General features: G+C 43.2%; 14 protein-coding genes and 1 riboswitch. Of the genes, 4 read left to right on the top strand and 10 right to left on the bottom strand.

The genetic code is table 11. The features are described 5' to 3' along the window. Positions 1-692: 692 nt before the first annotated feature. The 4 genes from H9628_RS00270 to H9628_RS00255 all read right to left on the bottom strand — a co-directional run bounded on the left by H9628_RS00270 (position 693) and on the right by H9628_RS00255 (position 4,575). A complete protein-coding gene (locus tag H9628_RS00270; RefSeq protein WP_251832117.1) occupies positions 693-1,724 on the bottom strand; it encodes a DUF3810 domain-containing protein in 1,032 nt (343 codons plus the stop codon). Positions 1,725-1,737: 13 nt separating this feature from the next. Continuing rightward, complete coding sequence (locus tag H9628_RS00265; protein ID WP_251832116.1) at positions 1,738-3,183, bottom strand: MFS transporter; 1,446 nt, start codon at positions 3,181-3,183, stop codon at positions 1,738-1,740. Positions 3,184-3,228: 45 nt separating this feature from the next. Next, the gene (locus H9628_RS00260) at positions 3,229-3,954 is read right to left on the bottom strand and encodes a lysophospholipid acyltransferase family protein (protein ID WP_251832115.1); all 726 of its coding nucleotides are present in this window, start codon (positions 3,952-3,954) and stop codon (positions 3,229-3,231) included. Between the two features lie 162 nt (positions 3,955-4,116). Then, positions 4,117-4,575: a GtrA family protein gene (locus tag H9628_RS00255; RefSeq protein ID WP_251832114.1), complete on the bottom strand. Its 459-nt coding sequence runs from the start codon at positions 4,573-4,575 to the stop codon at positions 4,117-4,119. A gap of 216 nt (positions 4,576-4,791) precedes the next feature. Here H9628_RS00255 and H9628_RS00250 point away from each other — a divergent pair, with 216 nt between their 5' ends. Further along, positions 4,792-5,076: a hypothetical protein gene (locus H9628_RS00250; RefSeq protein WP_251832113.1), complete on the top strand. Its 285-nt coding sequence runs from the start codon at positions 4,792-4,794 to the stop codon at positions 5,074-5,076. Here the strand turns inward: H9628_RS00250 and H9628_RS00245 are convergent. Beyond that, positions 5,063-6,499, bottom strand: a complete 1,437-nt coding sequence (locus H9628_RS00245; protein WP_251832112.1) for a peptidoglycan DD-metalloendopeptidase family protein — start codon at positions 6,497-6,499, stop codon at positions 5,063-5,065. The two genes, H9628_RS00250 and H9628_RS00245, sit on opposite strands and share 14 nt — an antisense overlap. A 188-nt stretch (positions 6,500-6,687) precedes the next feature. Between H9628_RS00245 and H9628_RS00240 the strand changes: the two genes are divergently transcribed. Next, on the top strand, positions 6,688-8,112 hold the full coding sequence (locus tag H9628_RS00240) for a CCA tRNA nucleotidyltransferase (RefSeq protein ID WP_251832111.1): 1,425 nt from the start codon (positions 6,688-6,690) through the stop codon (positions 8,110-8,112). Positions 8,113-8,171: 59 nt separating this feature from the next. On the opposite strand, the gene H9628_RS00235 is transcribed toward H9628_RS00240, so the two are convergent. Together H9628_RS00235 and ppk1 are read right to left on the bottom strand one after the other, a co-directional pair. Then, a complete protein-coding gene (locus tag H9628_RS00235; RefSeq protein ID WP_251832110.1) occupies positions 8,172-10,085 on the bottom strand; it encodes a TonB-dependent receptor plug domain-containing protein in 1,914 nt (637 codons plus the stop codon). 101 nt (positions 10,086-10,186) lie between these two features. Further along, positions 10,187-10,357: riboswitch (cobalamin riboswitch) on the bottom strand. A gap of 22 nt (positions 10,358-10,379) precedes the next feature. After that, the gene (ppk1, locus tag H9628_RS00230; RefSeq protein ID WP_251832109.1) at positions 10,380-12,446 is read right to left on the bottom strand and encodes a polyphosphate kinase 1; all 2,067 of its coding nucleotides are present in this window, start codon (positions 12,444-12,446) and stop codon (positions 10,380-10,382) included. A gap of 114 nt (positions 12,447-12,560) precedes the next feature. Between ppk1 and H9628_RS00225 the strand changes: the two genes are divergently transcribed. Then, a complete protein-coding gene (locus tag H9628_RS00225) occupies positions 12,561-13,157 on the top strand; it encodes a Crp/Fnr family transcriptional regulator (protein WP_251832108.1) in 597 nt (198 codons plus the stop codon). Next, the gene (locus tag H9628_RS00220) at positions 13,157-14,386 is read left to right on the top strand and encodes a hypothetical protein (protein ID WP_251832107.1); all 1,230 of its coding nucleotides are present in this window, start codon (positions 13,157-13,159) and stop codon (positions 14,384-14,386) included. The genes H9628_RS00225 and H9628_RS00220 overlap by 1 nt, the downstream gene beginning before the upstream one ends. A 70-nt stretch (positions 14,387-14,456) precedes the next feature. Here H9628_RS00220 and H9628_RS00215 read toward each other — a convergent pair whose 3' ends face one another. The 3 genes from H9628_RS00215 to H9628_RS00205 all read right to left on the bottom strand — a co-directional run bounded on the left by H9628_RS00215 (position 14,457) and on the right by H9628_RS00205 (position 16,587). Further along, positions 14,457-15,014 (bottom strand): fasciclin domain-containing protein, encoded by a 558-nt coding sequence (locus H9628_RS00215; protein ID WP_251832106.1) that lies wholly within the window; start codon positions 15,012-15,014, stop codon positions 14,457-14,459. A gap of 95 nt (positions 15,015-15,109) precedes the next feature. Further along, positions 15,110-15,877, bottom strand: a complete 768-nt coding sequence (locus tag H9628_RS00210; protein WP_251832105.1) for an ABC transporter permease subunit — start codon at positions 15,875-15,877, stop codon at positions 15,110-15,112. After that, entirely contained in the window at positions 15,874-16,587 is a 714-nt protein-coding gene (locus H9628_RS00205) for an ABC transporter ATP-binding protein (RefSeq protein ID WP_251832104.1), read from the bottom strand. Before H9628_RS00205 ends, H9628_RS00210 begins: the two co-directional genes overlap by 4 nt. Positions 16,588-16,600 lie beyond the last annotated feature (13 nt).

Here is a 16,600-nt window from a genome sequence, read left to right as displayed (position 1 = left end):
GAGGTTTTACCATAAAATACAGGCCTTGGGAAGTTATTCATGTCGAATTTTTCAATACAAAAGGCGCAGCAATGTCCCGAGAAATTTGGCTGAAGTCCGGTGTTGGGAGGGATTGGATAAAACAAAATGTGAAATAGTAGCGCAGGATTCATATCCGCCCCGGCGGACAGGGTTCAATTCCCGTCTTCGCTACACTTGAAAGCCCAACAGTTGTTGGGCTTTTTTGTTTTCTAGTTTGAACTTGTAAAAAATATTTTGAAGAAGTGGTTGTGCCTCAATCCGTTAAATAGAATACTTCGTTTTAATGAAGACATTTTTAATGTGAACTTGCGTGAAAAGTCAAAATTCACCTTAAAAGCCGTACTCAAATAAAATTTTTTTCAGAATTTTTAAATATTTTGAAATTTTATTAATCCGTACAATAATAATTTGCTGCTGAATATTTCCTATTTATAACCGAAATTCAATATAATCTGTTAAATGTTTGTTTAAAAAATTTAAAGAAAAGGCGTTTTCCCTAAACTCGTAATTTTAATTATTTTCCCTGGCTCAGAGTAAATTATTTGTTCATGTCAGACTTTTATTATACTTTTACACCGTCTTAATAAGGCTGTAAAGTTTTATTCAAGGCTAAATTTTTTTTCATCATTTGTGTTTTGAGTCGCATCGTAAGGTGCGATTCTTTTTTTTACCTATTCGGCACTTTCGTAACGGATAAGTAAATCTACAAAGTAAGAATACGTCACGCTTCCGTCCTGCTGATTGCTTTTAAGAAATAAATCATTAGTGATTCCAAAAAACACGTCGAGCGGACCTTTATGTTTGTTCCTGAAATTGATTTCGGCCTGTCTGTCACGCTTCATTTCCGCTGAGTATTGAGACAATACACTGTCTACAAATGGTTTGTGCTCCTCTAAAAGTGAATTTAGCAATGCCTTTAGCACCGCATATTCGGTGGAGTAGCGTAGTGCTGCATTTTCAGAATTTCGGCCCATCAGGTAACCGATGAAATTGGCTTCCTGCTCACGTGCAAAACCTAGCTGGTGTGCACTTTCGTGCGCAAGGGTAAACGGAATGTAGCTGGCGGGTAGCTGATCATTGTACTGCGCTTCTGCAGTGAATGGATTGTAATAACCTAATATTCCGGAATAACTTACGACCCCGCGATACAAACTGGGTTTGAAGGCATCGATTTTGGTCGCAGTCTTGGTTTTAAACTCCTCAGGCAACTCCTCCTGACGGTTTAAGATTTCTAACTTAATCAAGCTGGTCGGCTTGAATGTAAACACTCCGCGTTCATCTTCATCCACAAGTTTTCGGGTTTCACGGCATTTTTCAAGATACAGGAGAGCCAGAGCTTTGGTTCGGTCCGCAGTGATTTCGCGCTTGGGCAACTTTTCCGTAAGTGGCGCCTGAAAATACAGCATTCCCCACGAAAGTTGGTAAATGAAATAAAACAGATTAATGAAAATTAATAGTTGAACAAACGCTTTTCTCCGCGTAGCTTTATTGAAAATCTTAATTAAAAGCAGCAGTAAGAACACACCTACTACAATATAAAAAACATCTCCGAGCGAAAACGGTATGTAAGAGGCAAGTTTTTGATGAGCCACTTTCTTGTACTCGAACAGCGCGGCGGCCGCGTCCACAAAAAATTTTGTCCCGGAGAGGATATAGAACAAAACAAATTGGGCAAGTAATAAACCTGCCCAAAATCTTTTCATTATAAATATTTTCTTAGTGTCCACCTTTGTTGTTGAGTTGGTTCAGGTCAATGCCCTGAGCTTTCAGGATTCCGCTCACACGGATCGCGTAGAATACCAGATAAGCGAAACATAGTACGCCAATGATATAGCTGAAGTGAATATTCGTCATATCGGCCAACATACCTTGCAGCCATGAAACGATACCACCACCCATAATCATCATGATCAGGAAGCTGGAGCCCTGATTGGTGTGCTTGCCGAGACCGTTGATCGCAAGTGCAAAAATACACGGCCAAAGCGTTGAGCAGAACAGACCTACACTTGTAAAAGCATATACGGAAACCATTCCTGTTGTGGCCATACCGATGAGTAGCGCGAGGATGCCCAGCGACGAGAAAATAAGCAGCATTCTGGCCGGGTTGCCTTTACTCATGATATCTGCGAAAATCATTACCAAAATAATGAGACCATAGATGTAAAATGGACTTAAATCATGCTTCGCGATGGCATTTACCGCGAGAAACACTCCAAAAGCCAGGTAAGGAGCCAGGAAAGTCAGGATTTTCTTTGCACCGGCGGTCACATCAAATGCTTCTACTGCGCCTCCCCATCGGCCAATCATAAGTGAAGCCCAGTAAAGCGAAATGTAGGGAGCAATATCTTTGGTTTCAAAACCTAGATCATTCTCCATGTACGCCGGCAGGTTGCTCGCCGTTGCAACTTCCACGCCTACATAGACGAAAATGGCAATCATACCAAGTACAAGCTGCGGATATTGGAAAGCCGAAGTTCTGTGATGCCCATCGGGCGAATCATCTGTATCTTCTTTTACCACGTTTGTAATCTTCGGTAACTTGGAGAATTTAATCAGAATTGCTACGAGAATAAACGCGATTCCCAAGCCTAAATACGGAAGTTTTACGCTTTCAATACTCGCCTCGGTATTGGCTGCGCTTGCAGACCCGAAAATTGCGAAAGATACAATCAGTGGACCCACAGTTGTACCGAAATTATTGATCCCGCCGGCGAGCGTCAAGCGCTGAGAGCCCGTTTCTTTCGGTCCCAAAGCAATTGCAAGCGGGTTCGCCACGATCTGAAGTAATGAAAAACCAAGTCCGATTACGAAAAGTCCGCTGATCATCAGGATAAATGAACTGTTATTTGCTGCCGGAATGAAAAACAACGTACCAACCACCGAAATCAATAAGCCGTAGATGAGACCGTTCTTATACCCAATTTTATTCACCAAATCTCCGCGGAGGCTTTTTGAGATGAACAGGTAAATCAGTGAACCCACGGTGTACGCAATGTAGAACGCCACTGAAACTAGCTGACTTTGGCCTTGTGTAAGATTAAAGGCTTTTTTGAAAACAGGGATCAAAATATCATTGCTCGCGGCTACAAAGCCCCAGAAGAAAAAGACGGTTACCAATGGGATAAATTGCGCCCAATTGGTCTTTACGGTATTTGTACTCATGTTTTGTTAATGATTTCTTAAAAACAAATATAACCAATAAATATTTCAATTAGAGTTCAGCAGAACTTTTTTTATTTGTGAATAAGCCTCGTCTTTCAGTCCGTTTACGCCCATTTCAGGTGCCAAGATATCATTGAAAAATATCTTTATCCTGCCGGGTCGGCCTTTGGATGCATCAAACGGAAAAAATTCCTTCAGTCCTACAAACGTATACACAAGTAAAGGCGAATGATGCTTGTTCGCGAGTACAAAAGCGCCGTCTTTAAACTTGTCTAAAACCACGCTCGGGTCGTCGGAGACGCCACCTTCAGGGAAAATCACGATGCTCTGTCCCTCTTCCATCCGTTCGCTGCAGCGGCGGTAAACCTCTGCGCGGCTTCGGGCAGAATTGCGGTCCACCATCACGCAGATTCGTTTATAAATAGTACCGAAAACAGGAATTTTCACAAGCTCCTTCTTGCCAACATAGCACAGCGGATGGTGCGGCATCAGGATACACGGCAGCATCACATCCATGATGGACGTGTGGTTTGCGATGAAGACATACTGCGTCTTTGGGTCAATTTTTTTTTCGGTGAGAGCCGTGAGCGTATAGCGGAAACCCATGCCGTAGAACATACCGAAACACCAGATCCTGATGATTTTATAAGCGTACGGGTAATGTTCTTTCCTTATAGAGAGCAGCAAAACCGGAATTCCGAGCGTGAGCGTTAGCACAGCGCCGAGCAAAATCATCCAGCCACGCCACAAATAATTTAAAATCACTGTCATTAAGAATCTTTTTTAGGAGCAACGAGCCATCGTAATCTTTGCAGAGCATACCCGTTTTCACTACTCGCTTCCCGCAGGCAAGCTGCGGGAGAGCTCAAACAGGCCGTTCAACCGGGGCTAAAACTTCTGTCATTTATATTTGCGGCCGCGCACGTCCTGTATTTATCCGTTAAAGATAATATTCTTTTTCACGGTATAGTTCAGTACAGACACAAGAAGGATCGCTGAGACCTTACTCAGTATCTCGCGGCTGAAGACGAAGATGCCCGCATCGATATGTTCGAGGTAAAAGATGCGGAAGAAAATCTGGAAACATGCCAAACTGACGAATGTAGAAAGCACAGATATGCCCATAAAATAGGCGAATTCACGCTTTTTCGAGTGCTTGCCGCGTTGAAATACAAACCAGATGCTGAGGAAATAGTTGGTAAAAATTCCTACGCCGGTTGAAAAAATATTACTCAGCGGGAAGTGAATCCCGTAAAAATTATATTCACCCGGAAATATTTGCGGTAAAAACACACTGAATACTTTGAAGGAGCCGATCTCTGCGGCAGCACTCAGCGCGCCGGCCAGAATAAAAAATGCAATTTGTTTTTGCTTAATCAAAAGCTCCCTCATAGTTAAGTAAGTTGGCCGCAAATTTATAACTATATGTTAAACATTTAGAAATTCCTGTTAAAAATTTTTTTGATGGGCATATTATCTATACATTTATTTCTCGCAAATTTCAGATTCACAATCCTTTATAAACCAGAGTTTTATAAACACAAAAACCGTATAGAAGCTTTAGCCGTATGCCTACTGTTGTATAATCTCGCCAAAAAAATGTCTTCAATGAAACCAAAACGCCGTTACAGAAAATTTGATCCGCAAAAAGCACAGATTGAAGCATTGGAACAAAAAAGTGATCGTTTTCGCAGAATTTTTTCAGAATATGAACTGATGAGCGAAGAACTTTGGCACCTGCAAACCTGTGAGACCGCCAACGTTCCTGATGATTTCTTAGACGCGGTTACCGTTCAAACGCAATACCTCGAAGACGAAATCGGCACCTGGCTTATCGCCCCCGAAAATACTGCGTCTGCTTCCCAAACCGGCCCGCCTGCTATTTCTTCGTAAATTTCAGCAGCTTCACGCGCTGATCTTTTACAGATATTTTCAGATAATAGTTCCCGGCCTGAAGCACACTGACATTCAGTTTCCCTGTTTTGGTATCTGCGGCCAAACCTCTAATCAACCGCCCCGTCGAATCCAGAATTTCGATTTTATCTCCTTCAGTGAAGTTCTTAATGGTGAGTACATCCCTTACCGGATTTGGATAAATCATCAGTTCATCCAGATTGTGTTCATTGCTTCCCAATGGGGTCCGTACACCGAAAGCAGTGGTGTAGCTGTTCCCGCCAAAATTTGCCTGAATATTATATATGCCGGTTTCCCAGCTGGATGTGATGTTGAAAGTCCAGTAGGCCCAGGCAGTGGCATAAAATACACCCCAATCCTGAGTCCAGGTGTAATTTGATACGATATTCCCTGATGGTCCGGTAATTTTAATCGCCGTTACATCTCCGGGTTTGATGTCACGGTAATACAGCTTCAGCACCATCGGGTCTCCCGTGTCAAAATTGGTCTTTTCATAAGTGTTTTCTACCACCGGACAGGCAGTGTCATTGGTGCTTACGGAGTGCGTGGAAATCCTGTTAATTCGCGGAACATAGTAGGGTTCCTGTTGCATCCACCATGTTTGTGTGACAGTCGGATTGCAGTTTCCCTGATATGGATCTATCACATTGCTTTCGGCATCGCGTATCTCAAAATGCAGATGCGGAATAGTGCTGCTGCCTGAGCTGCCGGCTAAACCCAAAAATTCACCTGCGGTCACCGTATCACCTACTTCCTTGGCAGTCGCTGAATTTTTTTTAAAATGCATATAGATGGCAAAAGTGCCGTCTGCATGTTCTACTACGATACCGTTCCAGTTTGGGTTTCCATTGTTGGTACAGTTCAGATCTGCGAAACTGTTTCGCTTTTCCACGATGATTCCCGGTGCTGCAGCTACAATTTCCATCACGTTTTCCTGCATACGTTTCCAGGGATACGGCCAGAGGATGTAGTCGGTTCCCGCATGGTTGCCGTTGGCCCAGTCGTAGGTTCGCGTGCCGCAATTGTAGTCGAGCAGGTTGTTGTTCGGCGTCAGGTTGTGGTCAACCTGGTAATTCAGGGTATGATAGCCGTAATCATTAAAGCCTGCCTTTGGGCGAAACGGATTCTGGAAGAGACTAAGTTTCCTGATTTTCGAAAAAGCCTGCGCATCTTTAGCCACAATCCGTTTCCTGTTCTGCTGAATTTGATATTTCAGTTGCATAAGCTGCGCGTCGTTCAAACATTCACTCTTTGCGACTTTTACGCCGGTGAAACGGCTCTCATACGGACGCAAGGAATTTTCTGCGGCAAATTGATTAGCAATTGGGTAGCTCTCCTCACTGGCCTGTGCGAAAAGCACCACAGGCAGAAACAGACTGAAAAGTAAATTTTGCGTTTTCATCACTTGTGTTTTTTAATACTTAAAATTAATAATTAATCATCGGCAAATTAAATAGTTAGCATCTAAAACATATCTTTAAAGTATATTTTGGGTGTATTGGCCCGCGAGATCTCATAGTTTTCTACGGCGTACAGTTTCTGTATCTTTGCAAAAACTTAAAAACAGCTCTTACAACGCTGTTCCTTATTATGATCATTAATCTTACCCAGTCTAAAAATTTCAGGCTCTTTAAACTAGCGTCCGAGGTAGCGTCAGAAAATGGCCAAAGTATATATATTGTAGGCGGTTTCGTGCGGGATTTACTGCTGAAACGCGGCCAGTTGACGGATATAGATTTTGTGACTGAGGGCAGCGGAATTGCTTTAGCCAAAGCACTTGCAAACAAAATCAATCCCAATCTCAAAGTTTCGGTTTTCAAAAATTACGGCACGGCAATGTTTAAATACAACGGCCTTGAGATAGAATTTGTCGGGGCGCGGAAAGAAAGCTACGCTGAGAATTCACGCAAACCCGCGGTGGAAACCGGAACGCTGGAGGATGACCAAAAGCGCCGCGATTTTACCATAAATGCGCTGGCCATTTCGCTCAATAAGGAAAACTTCGGCGAACTGGTAGATCCCTTCAATGGCATTGAAGACCTTAAAAAGAAAATCCTGCGAACACCGCTCGATCCTGTTCAGACCTATTCTGACGATCCGCTCAGGATGATGCGCGCGGTGCGTTTTGCATCTACTTTAAATTTCACAATAGAAAAATCATCACTTGAAGCGATCAAAACTGAAAGTCAGCGGCTGAAAATAGTGTCGATGGAAAGAATCATGGTGGAATTCAATAAGATCATGATGTCTGCAAAACCTTCGCTCGGTCTCAGGATTTTGGAAGAAACATCGCTGCTGCCATTGATTATTCCCGAACTTACCGCGCTGCGCGGCATAGAGGAAGTGGAAGGTCAGACGCACAAAGACAATTTTTGGCACACGCTGGAAGTGGTAGATAATATCTCCCAGAACACCGACAATTTGTGGCTGCGCTGGGCTGCGCTGCTTCACGATATCGGGAAGGCTCCGACTAAAAAATTTGTGGAAGGTACCGGCTGGACATTTCACGGTCACGAATTTCTCGGTTCAAAAATGGTGAAATCTATTTTTCACCGGCTGAAACTGCCGCTTGGCCCGGACATGAAGTACGTACAGAAATTGGTGAAGCTTTCATCGCGGCCAATCGCGCTGATCGATGACGGAACTTCGGACGCGGCTTTGCGCAGACTGCTTTTCGACGCGGGTGATGACCTGGAGGATCTTTTCATCCTTAACAAAGCCGACATTACCACAAAAAATTCTTCCAAACAGGAAAAATTCAAGAAAAACTTTGAATATGTGGCGCAAAAAATACGTGAAGTTGAAGAAAAAGACCACATCCGAAATTTTCAGCCACCTATTTCGGGTGAGGAAATCATGAAACTTTTTAATATTAAGCCAGGCCGTGAGATCGGGATATTAAAAGAGAAAGTAAAAGAAGCAATCCTGGAAGGCGAAATCGAAAACGATCCTGTGCAGGCCCGAAATTTCGTGATCAACGAGGCAAAATCGCTCGGACTTATCCTTGCAGAATGAAATAAAACGCCCTTTTGAATTCATCAAAGGGCGTTTTTATTACACTCAAAAAAAATTTTCTAAAACCGATAGTTGACGCCGAGCATATAATTTCGGGGCTTCGTGGTATATCCGATCACATCAACGTATGATGTATTCAACACGTTTCCGATATTGAGGTAAGCATCAATTTTTGAATTTATTTTTTGGTTAATATTTAAATTAAATAAGTTAAAACTATCCAACATCACTTCTTCTACGAGGAAAGTGTTTTCGTTGTAAAAAGAATCAGCTCGTTTTGAGATAAACTGGTGGTTCACGGTAATTCGGGTTCCTGAAAACGGCTGAAATTCAGCATAAGAATTTACACGCTGTTTTGGCTGTCTCAGCATTGTCGCCTCGTCCTCTTTTTCCACAAAACTGAAGTTGCCTCCCAAGCGTAGCATCGGATGCAGACGGTAATTCACACCCAGTTCGAAACCTTTGGCTTTATTTTCGGCCACATTTAGGTACTGTCCGGCGTAAGTTTGAAAATCTACGATACCGTAAGTGAGGACATTTTTTTCATTTCTAAAGAAAAAGCTGGCATTAAACACGAGAGTGCGGTCTTTTTTGCCCAAGCTCAAATCGATTTCATGTGCAAAATTGGTTTCCGGCTCCAGTTCAAAATTCGCCAAAACGTAAGGTAATGAGCCGTAAGTCTGGTACAGCGTTGGCGCGATGAAAGCAGTGGAGTAGGAGTAGCCCACTTTAAGATAATATGTTTCAAGTTCCTTCAGGAGATACGGATTAAGGCTGTAAACCCAGTGTTGGCCGAACTTTGAGTTGTCTGTGAGGCGCGCACCGGCATCAAGATTCAAAATATTAAAACTGAAATTTGCATTGGCAAAAATATCGGTTGCATGAAGCTCAGTATCTTCAAGTTTTAGGACATCTTCCAGTTGCGTTTTTCCCCACGGAAGAGATTTTGCGCCCATTTTTTGATTTTCGAACTGTGCACCGACGGTGATATTCACATGCTCTGAAAATCTGTAATTATTAAATATTTCACTGAAGAAACTGCGTCCGGCGTAGGAGAAATCATCCTGATATGCGGAATTTACAAAGCTTTGACCCAAACGCTCGTTGCCCGAAAACCTTGTGTTAAAGGCAATTTCACCGTTTTTGTATTTAAAGTTTGCATTCGCGCCTACAAAATGCTGCCGGTCATCTGCGCGATAAACTCCGTCACTGAATGCACCACCGTCATAATCGAAAAGATGATGATTCCAACCGCCGTTTACATTCAGATTGAAATTCCCGAATGAATAGCCGACCATCGCGCTGATGTTTTGTTTTTCAAAGCCGTCTTTCTCGAAATTTTCGCCTTCAGCTGATGAAAGTCCGTCAGATTTTTCGTTGAATCCCGAAACGTGATAAGTCAAATCCTTGATTTTTCCTTTCAACAAAGCATTTTGCGCAAACGTAGAAAACGAACCTCCGCGCGCACCTAAAATGCCTTCTATACTGCGGGTTGCTGTTTTCTTGGTCTTGATATTAATCACCGAAACAGTGGCGTTGCTCCCATAAAGTACAGATGAGGCACCGTTCAGAATCTCGATGCTTTCTACACTTTCCTGTGACAGAAGCCGCAGATCCGAAACATTATAGTCGTTTCCGGTGACATCTTTCAGTGGCACGCCATCCATTAAAATCAATACGTTTGCACTCTTGCCACCGCGGATTTTCATGGCTTTGGGTTCCTGGCCATTGTTGAAATTGCTTACGATCTGGAAGCCGGCGACCTGGTTCAGCACCTCAGGTAAACTCTGGCCCTGATGTTTTTCAAGGTCCGCAGCACTGATCAGCTGCACGTTTTTGCCGGTTTTGTAAAGTTGTTGTTTCGTCTTTGAAGCGATCGTCACGGTTTCGATCTGCGTTTCATTCTCCTGTTGGGCAAAAATGTCTGATGATAGGACAAGCATTGCTCCAACAAAAAACAATCTTTTTTTCATTAAAGAATAATTTAAGTTAAAGATGTGCCTATCGGAAAAAATGTAGGGAAAACAGCCGAACAGAAACGTTCAGCTATTCACGACTCTTCCTCCGAAAGCGTTTGTTAATCATACTTTCGGCAAGGTCTCCTGACTTTCACATTGTTTCACCTTCCCGTTTCCAGTGGTTTTTTTTGAAACAATTCTTTGATGTGATTTACAGTTGCGGGGACAGTCCACGGTTTGCACGCGGTTCCCTTTTCCAAAAGTTTGGCGAAGATAATACAATTAAAACAGCAAAACCAGCTAGGAAAGCTAAGATTTGAGCGAAAGCTCTTTGAGATAGCGGTAAGTTTCAATTTGTGAACGGTATTCGACGCCGCCATTTTTCACATACTCATTGCGGAGTTTTTTGTCTAAAATTCGCGCTTTCACGTTGTCATTCAGCTGGATATCGAGGATGTCTTTTATTTCTTTCTTTAAATTTTTCTGGATTATCGGTACAGCGGCTTCTATGCGGTAATCGAGGTTTCGCGTCATCCAGTCAGCGGATGAAATATAGATGTCCTCATTGCCTTTTCCGTAAAAATACATCACCCGCGCATGTTCCAGATATTCATCCACAATACTGATGGCCTGAATCTTCCTCTTGAAACTTTTTTGGTTCACAGCACAGTAGATTCCGCGTACGATCAGTTTTACTGTAACACCGGCCTGCGCAGCATCGTAAAGTTTTGAAATAAGTTGGCGGTCGCTGAGCGAATTGGTTTTGATGATCATCTCTGCTTTCCTGCCCGCCTTGGCTTCCGCAATTTCACGGTCGATAAGCTCAGAAATGCGTTCCCGCATAAATTCTGGAGAAAGAAGCAGGCTTTTGCACGATTTCAGTACAGGCAAAAAATCGTGTTTAGGTTTGCGAAGTACATTAAAAACTTTATTGATATCTGCCATGATGCCGCGATCGGCGGTCATCAGCAGGTGGTCACCATAGATTTTAGCGGTTTTTTCGTTAAAGTTTCCGGTGCTTACAAAGCCATACTGCAGAGTCTTGTTGTGAACACGTTTTTTGATGACGCAAAGTTTCGCATGCACTTTCTTGTTCGGAATACCGAGCAGAACCTTTACGCCTTCCTGTTCGAAGATATCTTTCCATTCCAGATTGCTTTCTTCATCGAATCTGGCGCGCAGCTCAAGCATTACTGTGACATCTTTGCCGTTCCGTACCGCGTTAATCAGTGCGTTTGCTATTTTAGAGTGGCTCGCCAAACGGTAAGCGGTGATCTGTATCGAGCGTACATCAGGGTCCATTGCCGCCTCGCGGAGCAGATCGATGACAGGTGTATAGGCGTGGTAAGGAAAAGTGAGCAGTACGTCAGTTTTCAGTATCACATCTGTCACACGGTTATCTGCAAATACAGTATGGTCGAAAGACGTGCGTTCCAGCGGTGCGCTGTAGGCTTTGAAAACCTTTGGAAAGTCCATGAAATGCCGGAAATTGTGGATTTTCCCACCCGGAATTATGCTGTCTTTTTTCGAAAGATTAAGTTTCCGGATTAGAAATTCGAGCAAAGCTTTGTCCATCTCGCGGTCAAAAACGAAACGTGTGGGTTTCCCTTTGCGGCGCGATTTTATGCCCTTTTCGATCTTTTCGGCTAAGGTTGTTTTGATGTCGTTATCCAAATCAAACTCGGCATCTTTGGTAACTTTAAAGCAATGCGCCTGAAACTCATCGTACCCGAAATAAGAAAATATATGCGGAAGATTAAACGCAATCACATCTTCGAGCAACATCACGTTTTTCTCGTCATTTTCAGAGGGTAGCAAAACAAAACGTCCCACCGCGCGCGAGGGAATCTCAATAATCGCGTAGTTGCTGGCGTACTGAAAATCGCCGCGGCGCATCGCAACGCCCATGTAAAGGGACTTGTCTCGCAGATAGGGCATCGGTGAATTCTCATGAAGCAAAATGGGAATCACGTTGCTTTCCACGATCTCATCAAAATATCTCCACACGAAAACTTTTTGGTCTTCTGTGAGATTTTTGGTGGTTCTGATGAACACATTTTCAGAGGACATCTCCATCTGAATTTTCTTCCAGGTCTTGTCAAAATCCTGCTGCTGGCGCAAAACAATCTCGTTGATGGTTTGCAGGATCTTTGAAGGTGGCTGGTAAAAAGATTCGGTGATGAATTTGGTTTTAAAATCCATCGCACGTTTCAGTCCGGCGACACGAACGCGGAAAAATTCGTCGAGATTATTAGAGAAAATTCCAAGAAACCGGATCCGCAAGTGCAACGGAACCTTCGGATCCATCGCTTCCTGCAGCACTCTTTCATTAAAGGCGAGCCACGTAATATCGCGCGGATTAAATTCTGCCGGCATCTGTTGAACTGGTTTTTTTGGTTAGATTCAAAAATAGGATAAATATGTCGTAATTGTGTAAAAAGCCGGCGTTTGTGCCGAAAATTTTAACTAAATTTACGACAAATCCGATCTATGTTTACACGAGAAATGCTTGTACGCGGCAGAATTCCGGTCTTACAGCTGAAGCGGAAAGATGTACTTTTCCGGGAAGACCAGCGCGCCTCTTTCCTGTATTATCTGATGAAAGGCGAAGTGAAGATCTATAACACCGATTCTGAAGGCAAGGAGTTTCTGATAAACAAAGTGCTGGAACATCAGTTCCTTGGCGAACCGCCGTTTCTGCTTGCGGAAAGATATCCCGCCACAGCTGTAATAACAAGTGAAATTGCGGAAGTCTTCTACTTCAGCGACGATATTTTCCAAAATTTCATGGCTGAACATCCGCCGATGATGTTTGGTTTTACTAAAGAAATAGCGAAGAAAGCTTACGAAAAAACTTTAAGGCTAAAAAGCATCGTGCATCAGTGTCCGCACGAGCGTGTGCTGAGTTTCCTGAAAATCTACAAACGTGGTCTCGGCATAGAAGACGAGGAGAAAACCATCATCAATGTTACGCGGAAAGAAATGGCCAATTCTACCGGTTTAGCTGTAGAAACGGTGATCCGTACCGTAAAGAAGATGGAAAGAGAAAATAAGATAGAACTTGTAAACCATAAAATTTACTATTGATGCAACGGACGTTCTGGTTGAAATTTGCACTGTTTAATTTCGTGATCGTAGCGCTGCTCGGCGTGGTGATGAGGTATAAGATTCCGTATTCGCTGCCGTTCCTGGATCAGAAACATGTGCAGGAAGCGCATTCTCATTTTGCATTCTATGGCTGGATCACCAACATACTTTACGTATTGTTGACCGATTATCTGCTCAAAAATTTACCAAACCTTAATGTACGCAAGTACCGCTACCTTATCATTGCCAACCTCACAGCGTCTTTCGCCATGCTGGGACTGTTCATCTACGGAGGTTATTTTTGGGGTTCGATCGCGGCTTCGGCGGCGGCACTTTTTGTCAGTTTTGGATTTGCTTATTGTTTTTACATGGATTCCAGAAAACTGCAGGATACCTCAAAAATCTGGTTCCTTGGCGGATTGTTTTTTGCGGTGATTTCCTCGGCGGGCGTTTTCAATTTGGGTTACATGATGAGTTCTAATAATGTGACTCAGGATTGGTATCTCGGTTCAGAATATTATTACCTGCACTTTCAGTACAACGGATTTTTTATTTTCTCCTGCATCGGGCTGCTGCTCTACTCGCTGAAAGAAGCCGGTTCTTCAATTGGCGCCAGGGAAAACCGTCTGCTGTTTTGGCTAATGTTCATCGGATGTTTAATAGGTTTTGGGCTTTCGGTTCTCTGGTTAAAACTGCCGGTGTATATATTCGTGATTATCGTAATTGCTTCGCTGATGCAAACGGCGGGTGCCGTGATGCTTTATAATTTTGTAAAGAGAAGTTGGACACATTTGGTACTGAAGTGGTCGCCAATGCAGCGCTTCGTGCTGATCTTTGTCGGATTTGCCTTTGCGGTGAAAATAGCGCTGCAACTTGGTTCTAATATCCCTGCACTGAGCCAGTTTGCATTCGGTTTCAGAAACGTGGTCATCGCTTATCTTCATCTTGTTTTGCTGATGTGCATTGCAACGTTCCTTGTCAGTCAAATCCTTGCCACCAATTATTTTACCATCGGAAAGACACTTTTGCTCGGTCTGAAAATTTATCTGCTCGGCATTTTCCTGCAGGAAGCGTTACTCGGCATTATGGGAGTACTTTCAATCAAGTACATATCGCTGCCATTCTCACAACATTTACTTTTAGCGGTTGCGGTGCTGATTTTTATTGGATTGGTGATAATGTTCTTTAATTTAAAAAGGAAGAACACGCAGCAGATTTCAAAGATTTAAATAAAACAAAGCGGCTTACAGATAAATGTAAGCCGCGGTCTTAAAAACAATTAAATTAAAAAAAGCTGCATTATTTTTCCGGAAGCAAAACTTCGTCGATTGCGTAAACCACGCCATTTGAGGCCGGAACTGTAGCGACGATCTTCGCTTTTCCATTGATCACCGGTTTGCCGTCTACCATTGTTATTTTAATATTTTTTCCGTTTACCATGCCTAAAGACTGGCCGTCTGACATCTGATCTTCCTTGATGACACCTACGTAAGTGTGATAACTCAGAATATCTGAAAGCGCATCTGCCTGATCGGGTTTCATGAGGCCGTCTACCGTGCCTGCAGGCAACTTATCGAAGGCCGAATTGAGCGGTGCAAATACCGTAAAAGGCCCGGTGCTGCTGAGCGGCGCTTCGAGGCTGGCGGCCTGCACAGCTTTCACGAGCGTGGACAGGTCCGGATTTTTCACCGCGAGCTGCACGATATTCGGATTTGAATCATCATCCTGAATGCCATCCTGACCGTGACCTACTGATTCAGTTGTTGCATCTGTGTTCGCAGCGGTTACCGTGTCGGTTTTCTGGCAGGATGCAAGGATCAGCAGCGAAGCTCCTACAATAAAAACAGTCTTTTTCATTTGATTTAATTTTATATAAAAATACACTGAAAATCAAGTTAATAAGTATGACTGCGATCATAAAGTAGATCTTTGCTCGGTGACTTTTGTCAGTGCTACAAATCTTTCTTATTAAAATTAATCAGTGAAATCAAAAACGGAAAAGCAGCCCAAAGCAGCAGTACGACAAGCGAGATTCCCATGCCGCCGCCCGAGCCGAAAACCTGCGCGAATACAGCGCCGGCATAACCCAGCATTGCTGAAATATCAAGTTGCAGCAACACGAATATCCGTGAAAGACCCACAGGATTGAGTCCTGCAAGTGTTGCCATAATGCCTTCGATGGGGTAGTCTGCAAACTGGAACATTAAGACGAGCAGAATTCCGTCATAAATAATGCTGAAAAACATCCAGATAAAAATTGAAATTCCAATTCCTTTCGCGCGGTCACGTGTGAGCACTGCCGCAAGCATCGCAAATGACGTGAAAATGACTGAAAGCATAATACCGATGATAATGAGCGAAAAACCCGTTTCAATAGATGAATAGAGCAGTATCGGCAGTCCGCAACCTACAAGAAATGCCAGGATAAGAGCCGTGGCAAGCCCCAGGAAAATATTAAACCAAACTTTTGCCCGCGCAACTGGCTGGCTGAGCAACAGCTCAATGAACTGGCTGCTGTTGTAAACATAAATGGTAGAAAATATGATGCTTACGAGCGGCACTACGAGTAAAACTACATTAAGCAAGCTAAGCGTAGCTTTCGTGTAATTGCCTTCGAGGCCCAGGACAGACCACGAAATGATGAACAGCAAAACCGTGTAGAAAATGACGATCTTGTTTTTTAAAATATCAAAAAGTATAAAGCGGGCTATCTTGTTCATTTCTTCATTTCTTTTAAAATACTGATGATAGATTCTGATATTTTTTCGGTTTTATGCTCGGTCATAAGATCTTCCACAGACTGTTGCACGATGATCCTGCCTTCATTCATGAAAACCACCTCACTGATGATCTCATCGAGTTCGCTCAGCAGATGTGAGGTGATGATGATTAGTTTTCCTTTGTTTTTTTCTTTAATGATTTTCTTTTTGAGGATTTCGGATGATAAAGGATCGAGGCCTGCGGTGGGTTCATCGAGAATGATGATTTTGGGGTTGAACATGAAGGCCAGCACGGCGCTTACTTTTTGTGTGGTACCGCCCGAAAGTGTGCGCATTTTTTTGTGGTAAAGATTTTCAAGAGCAAAATCCTGAAGCAATTCGGTATCAAGTTCGCTTGCCGGTATTTTTCGGGTGTCTTTGATCATTTGTATGGTCTGCCCGATAGTCATGTTTTCTGGGTATCGGCCGATCTGTGGCATATAACCGATGTTCTCACGATACCGGAAATCTTCCTTCACACTTTTTCCGTCCACCAGGATATCACCGGTTTCTATCACATTCAGACCTAAAATACATTTAATAAGTGTCGTTTTTCCGCAGCCGTTCGGGCCGATCAGTGCAATAGATTTACTGTCGGTGAACTGCAGGTTCAGGTCATCCAGCGCTGTGAACTTATTGAATTTCTTGGTGAGTTTCTTTACGTCTATCATTTTAATTTCAGGG

Source organism: Kaistella pullorum (assembly GCF_014837035.1).
Taxonomy (GTDB): domain Bacteria; phylum Bacteroidota; class Bacteroidia; order Flavobacteriales; family Weeksellaceae; genus Kaistella; species Kaistella rhinocerotis.
This window is presented reverse-complemented; position numbering and strand designations above follow the sequence as displayed.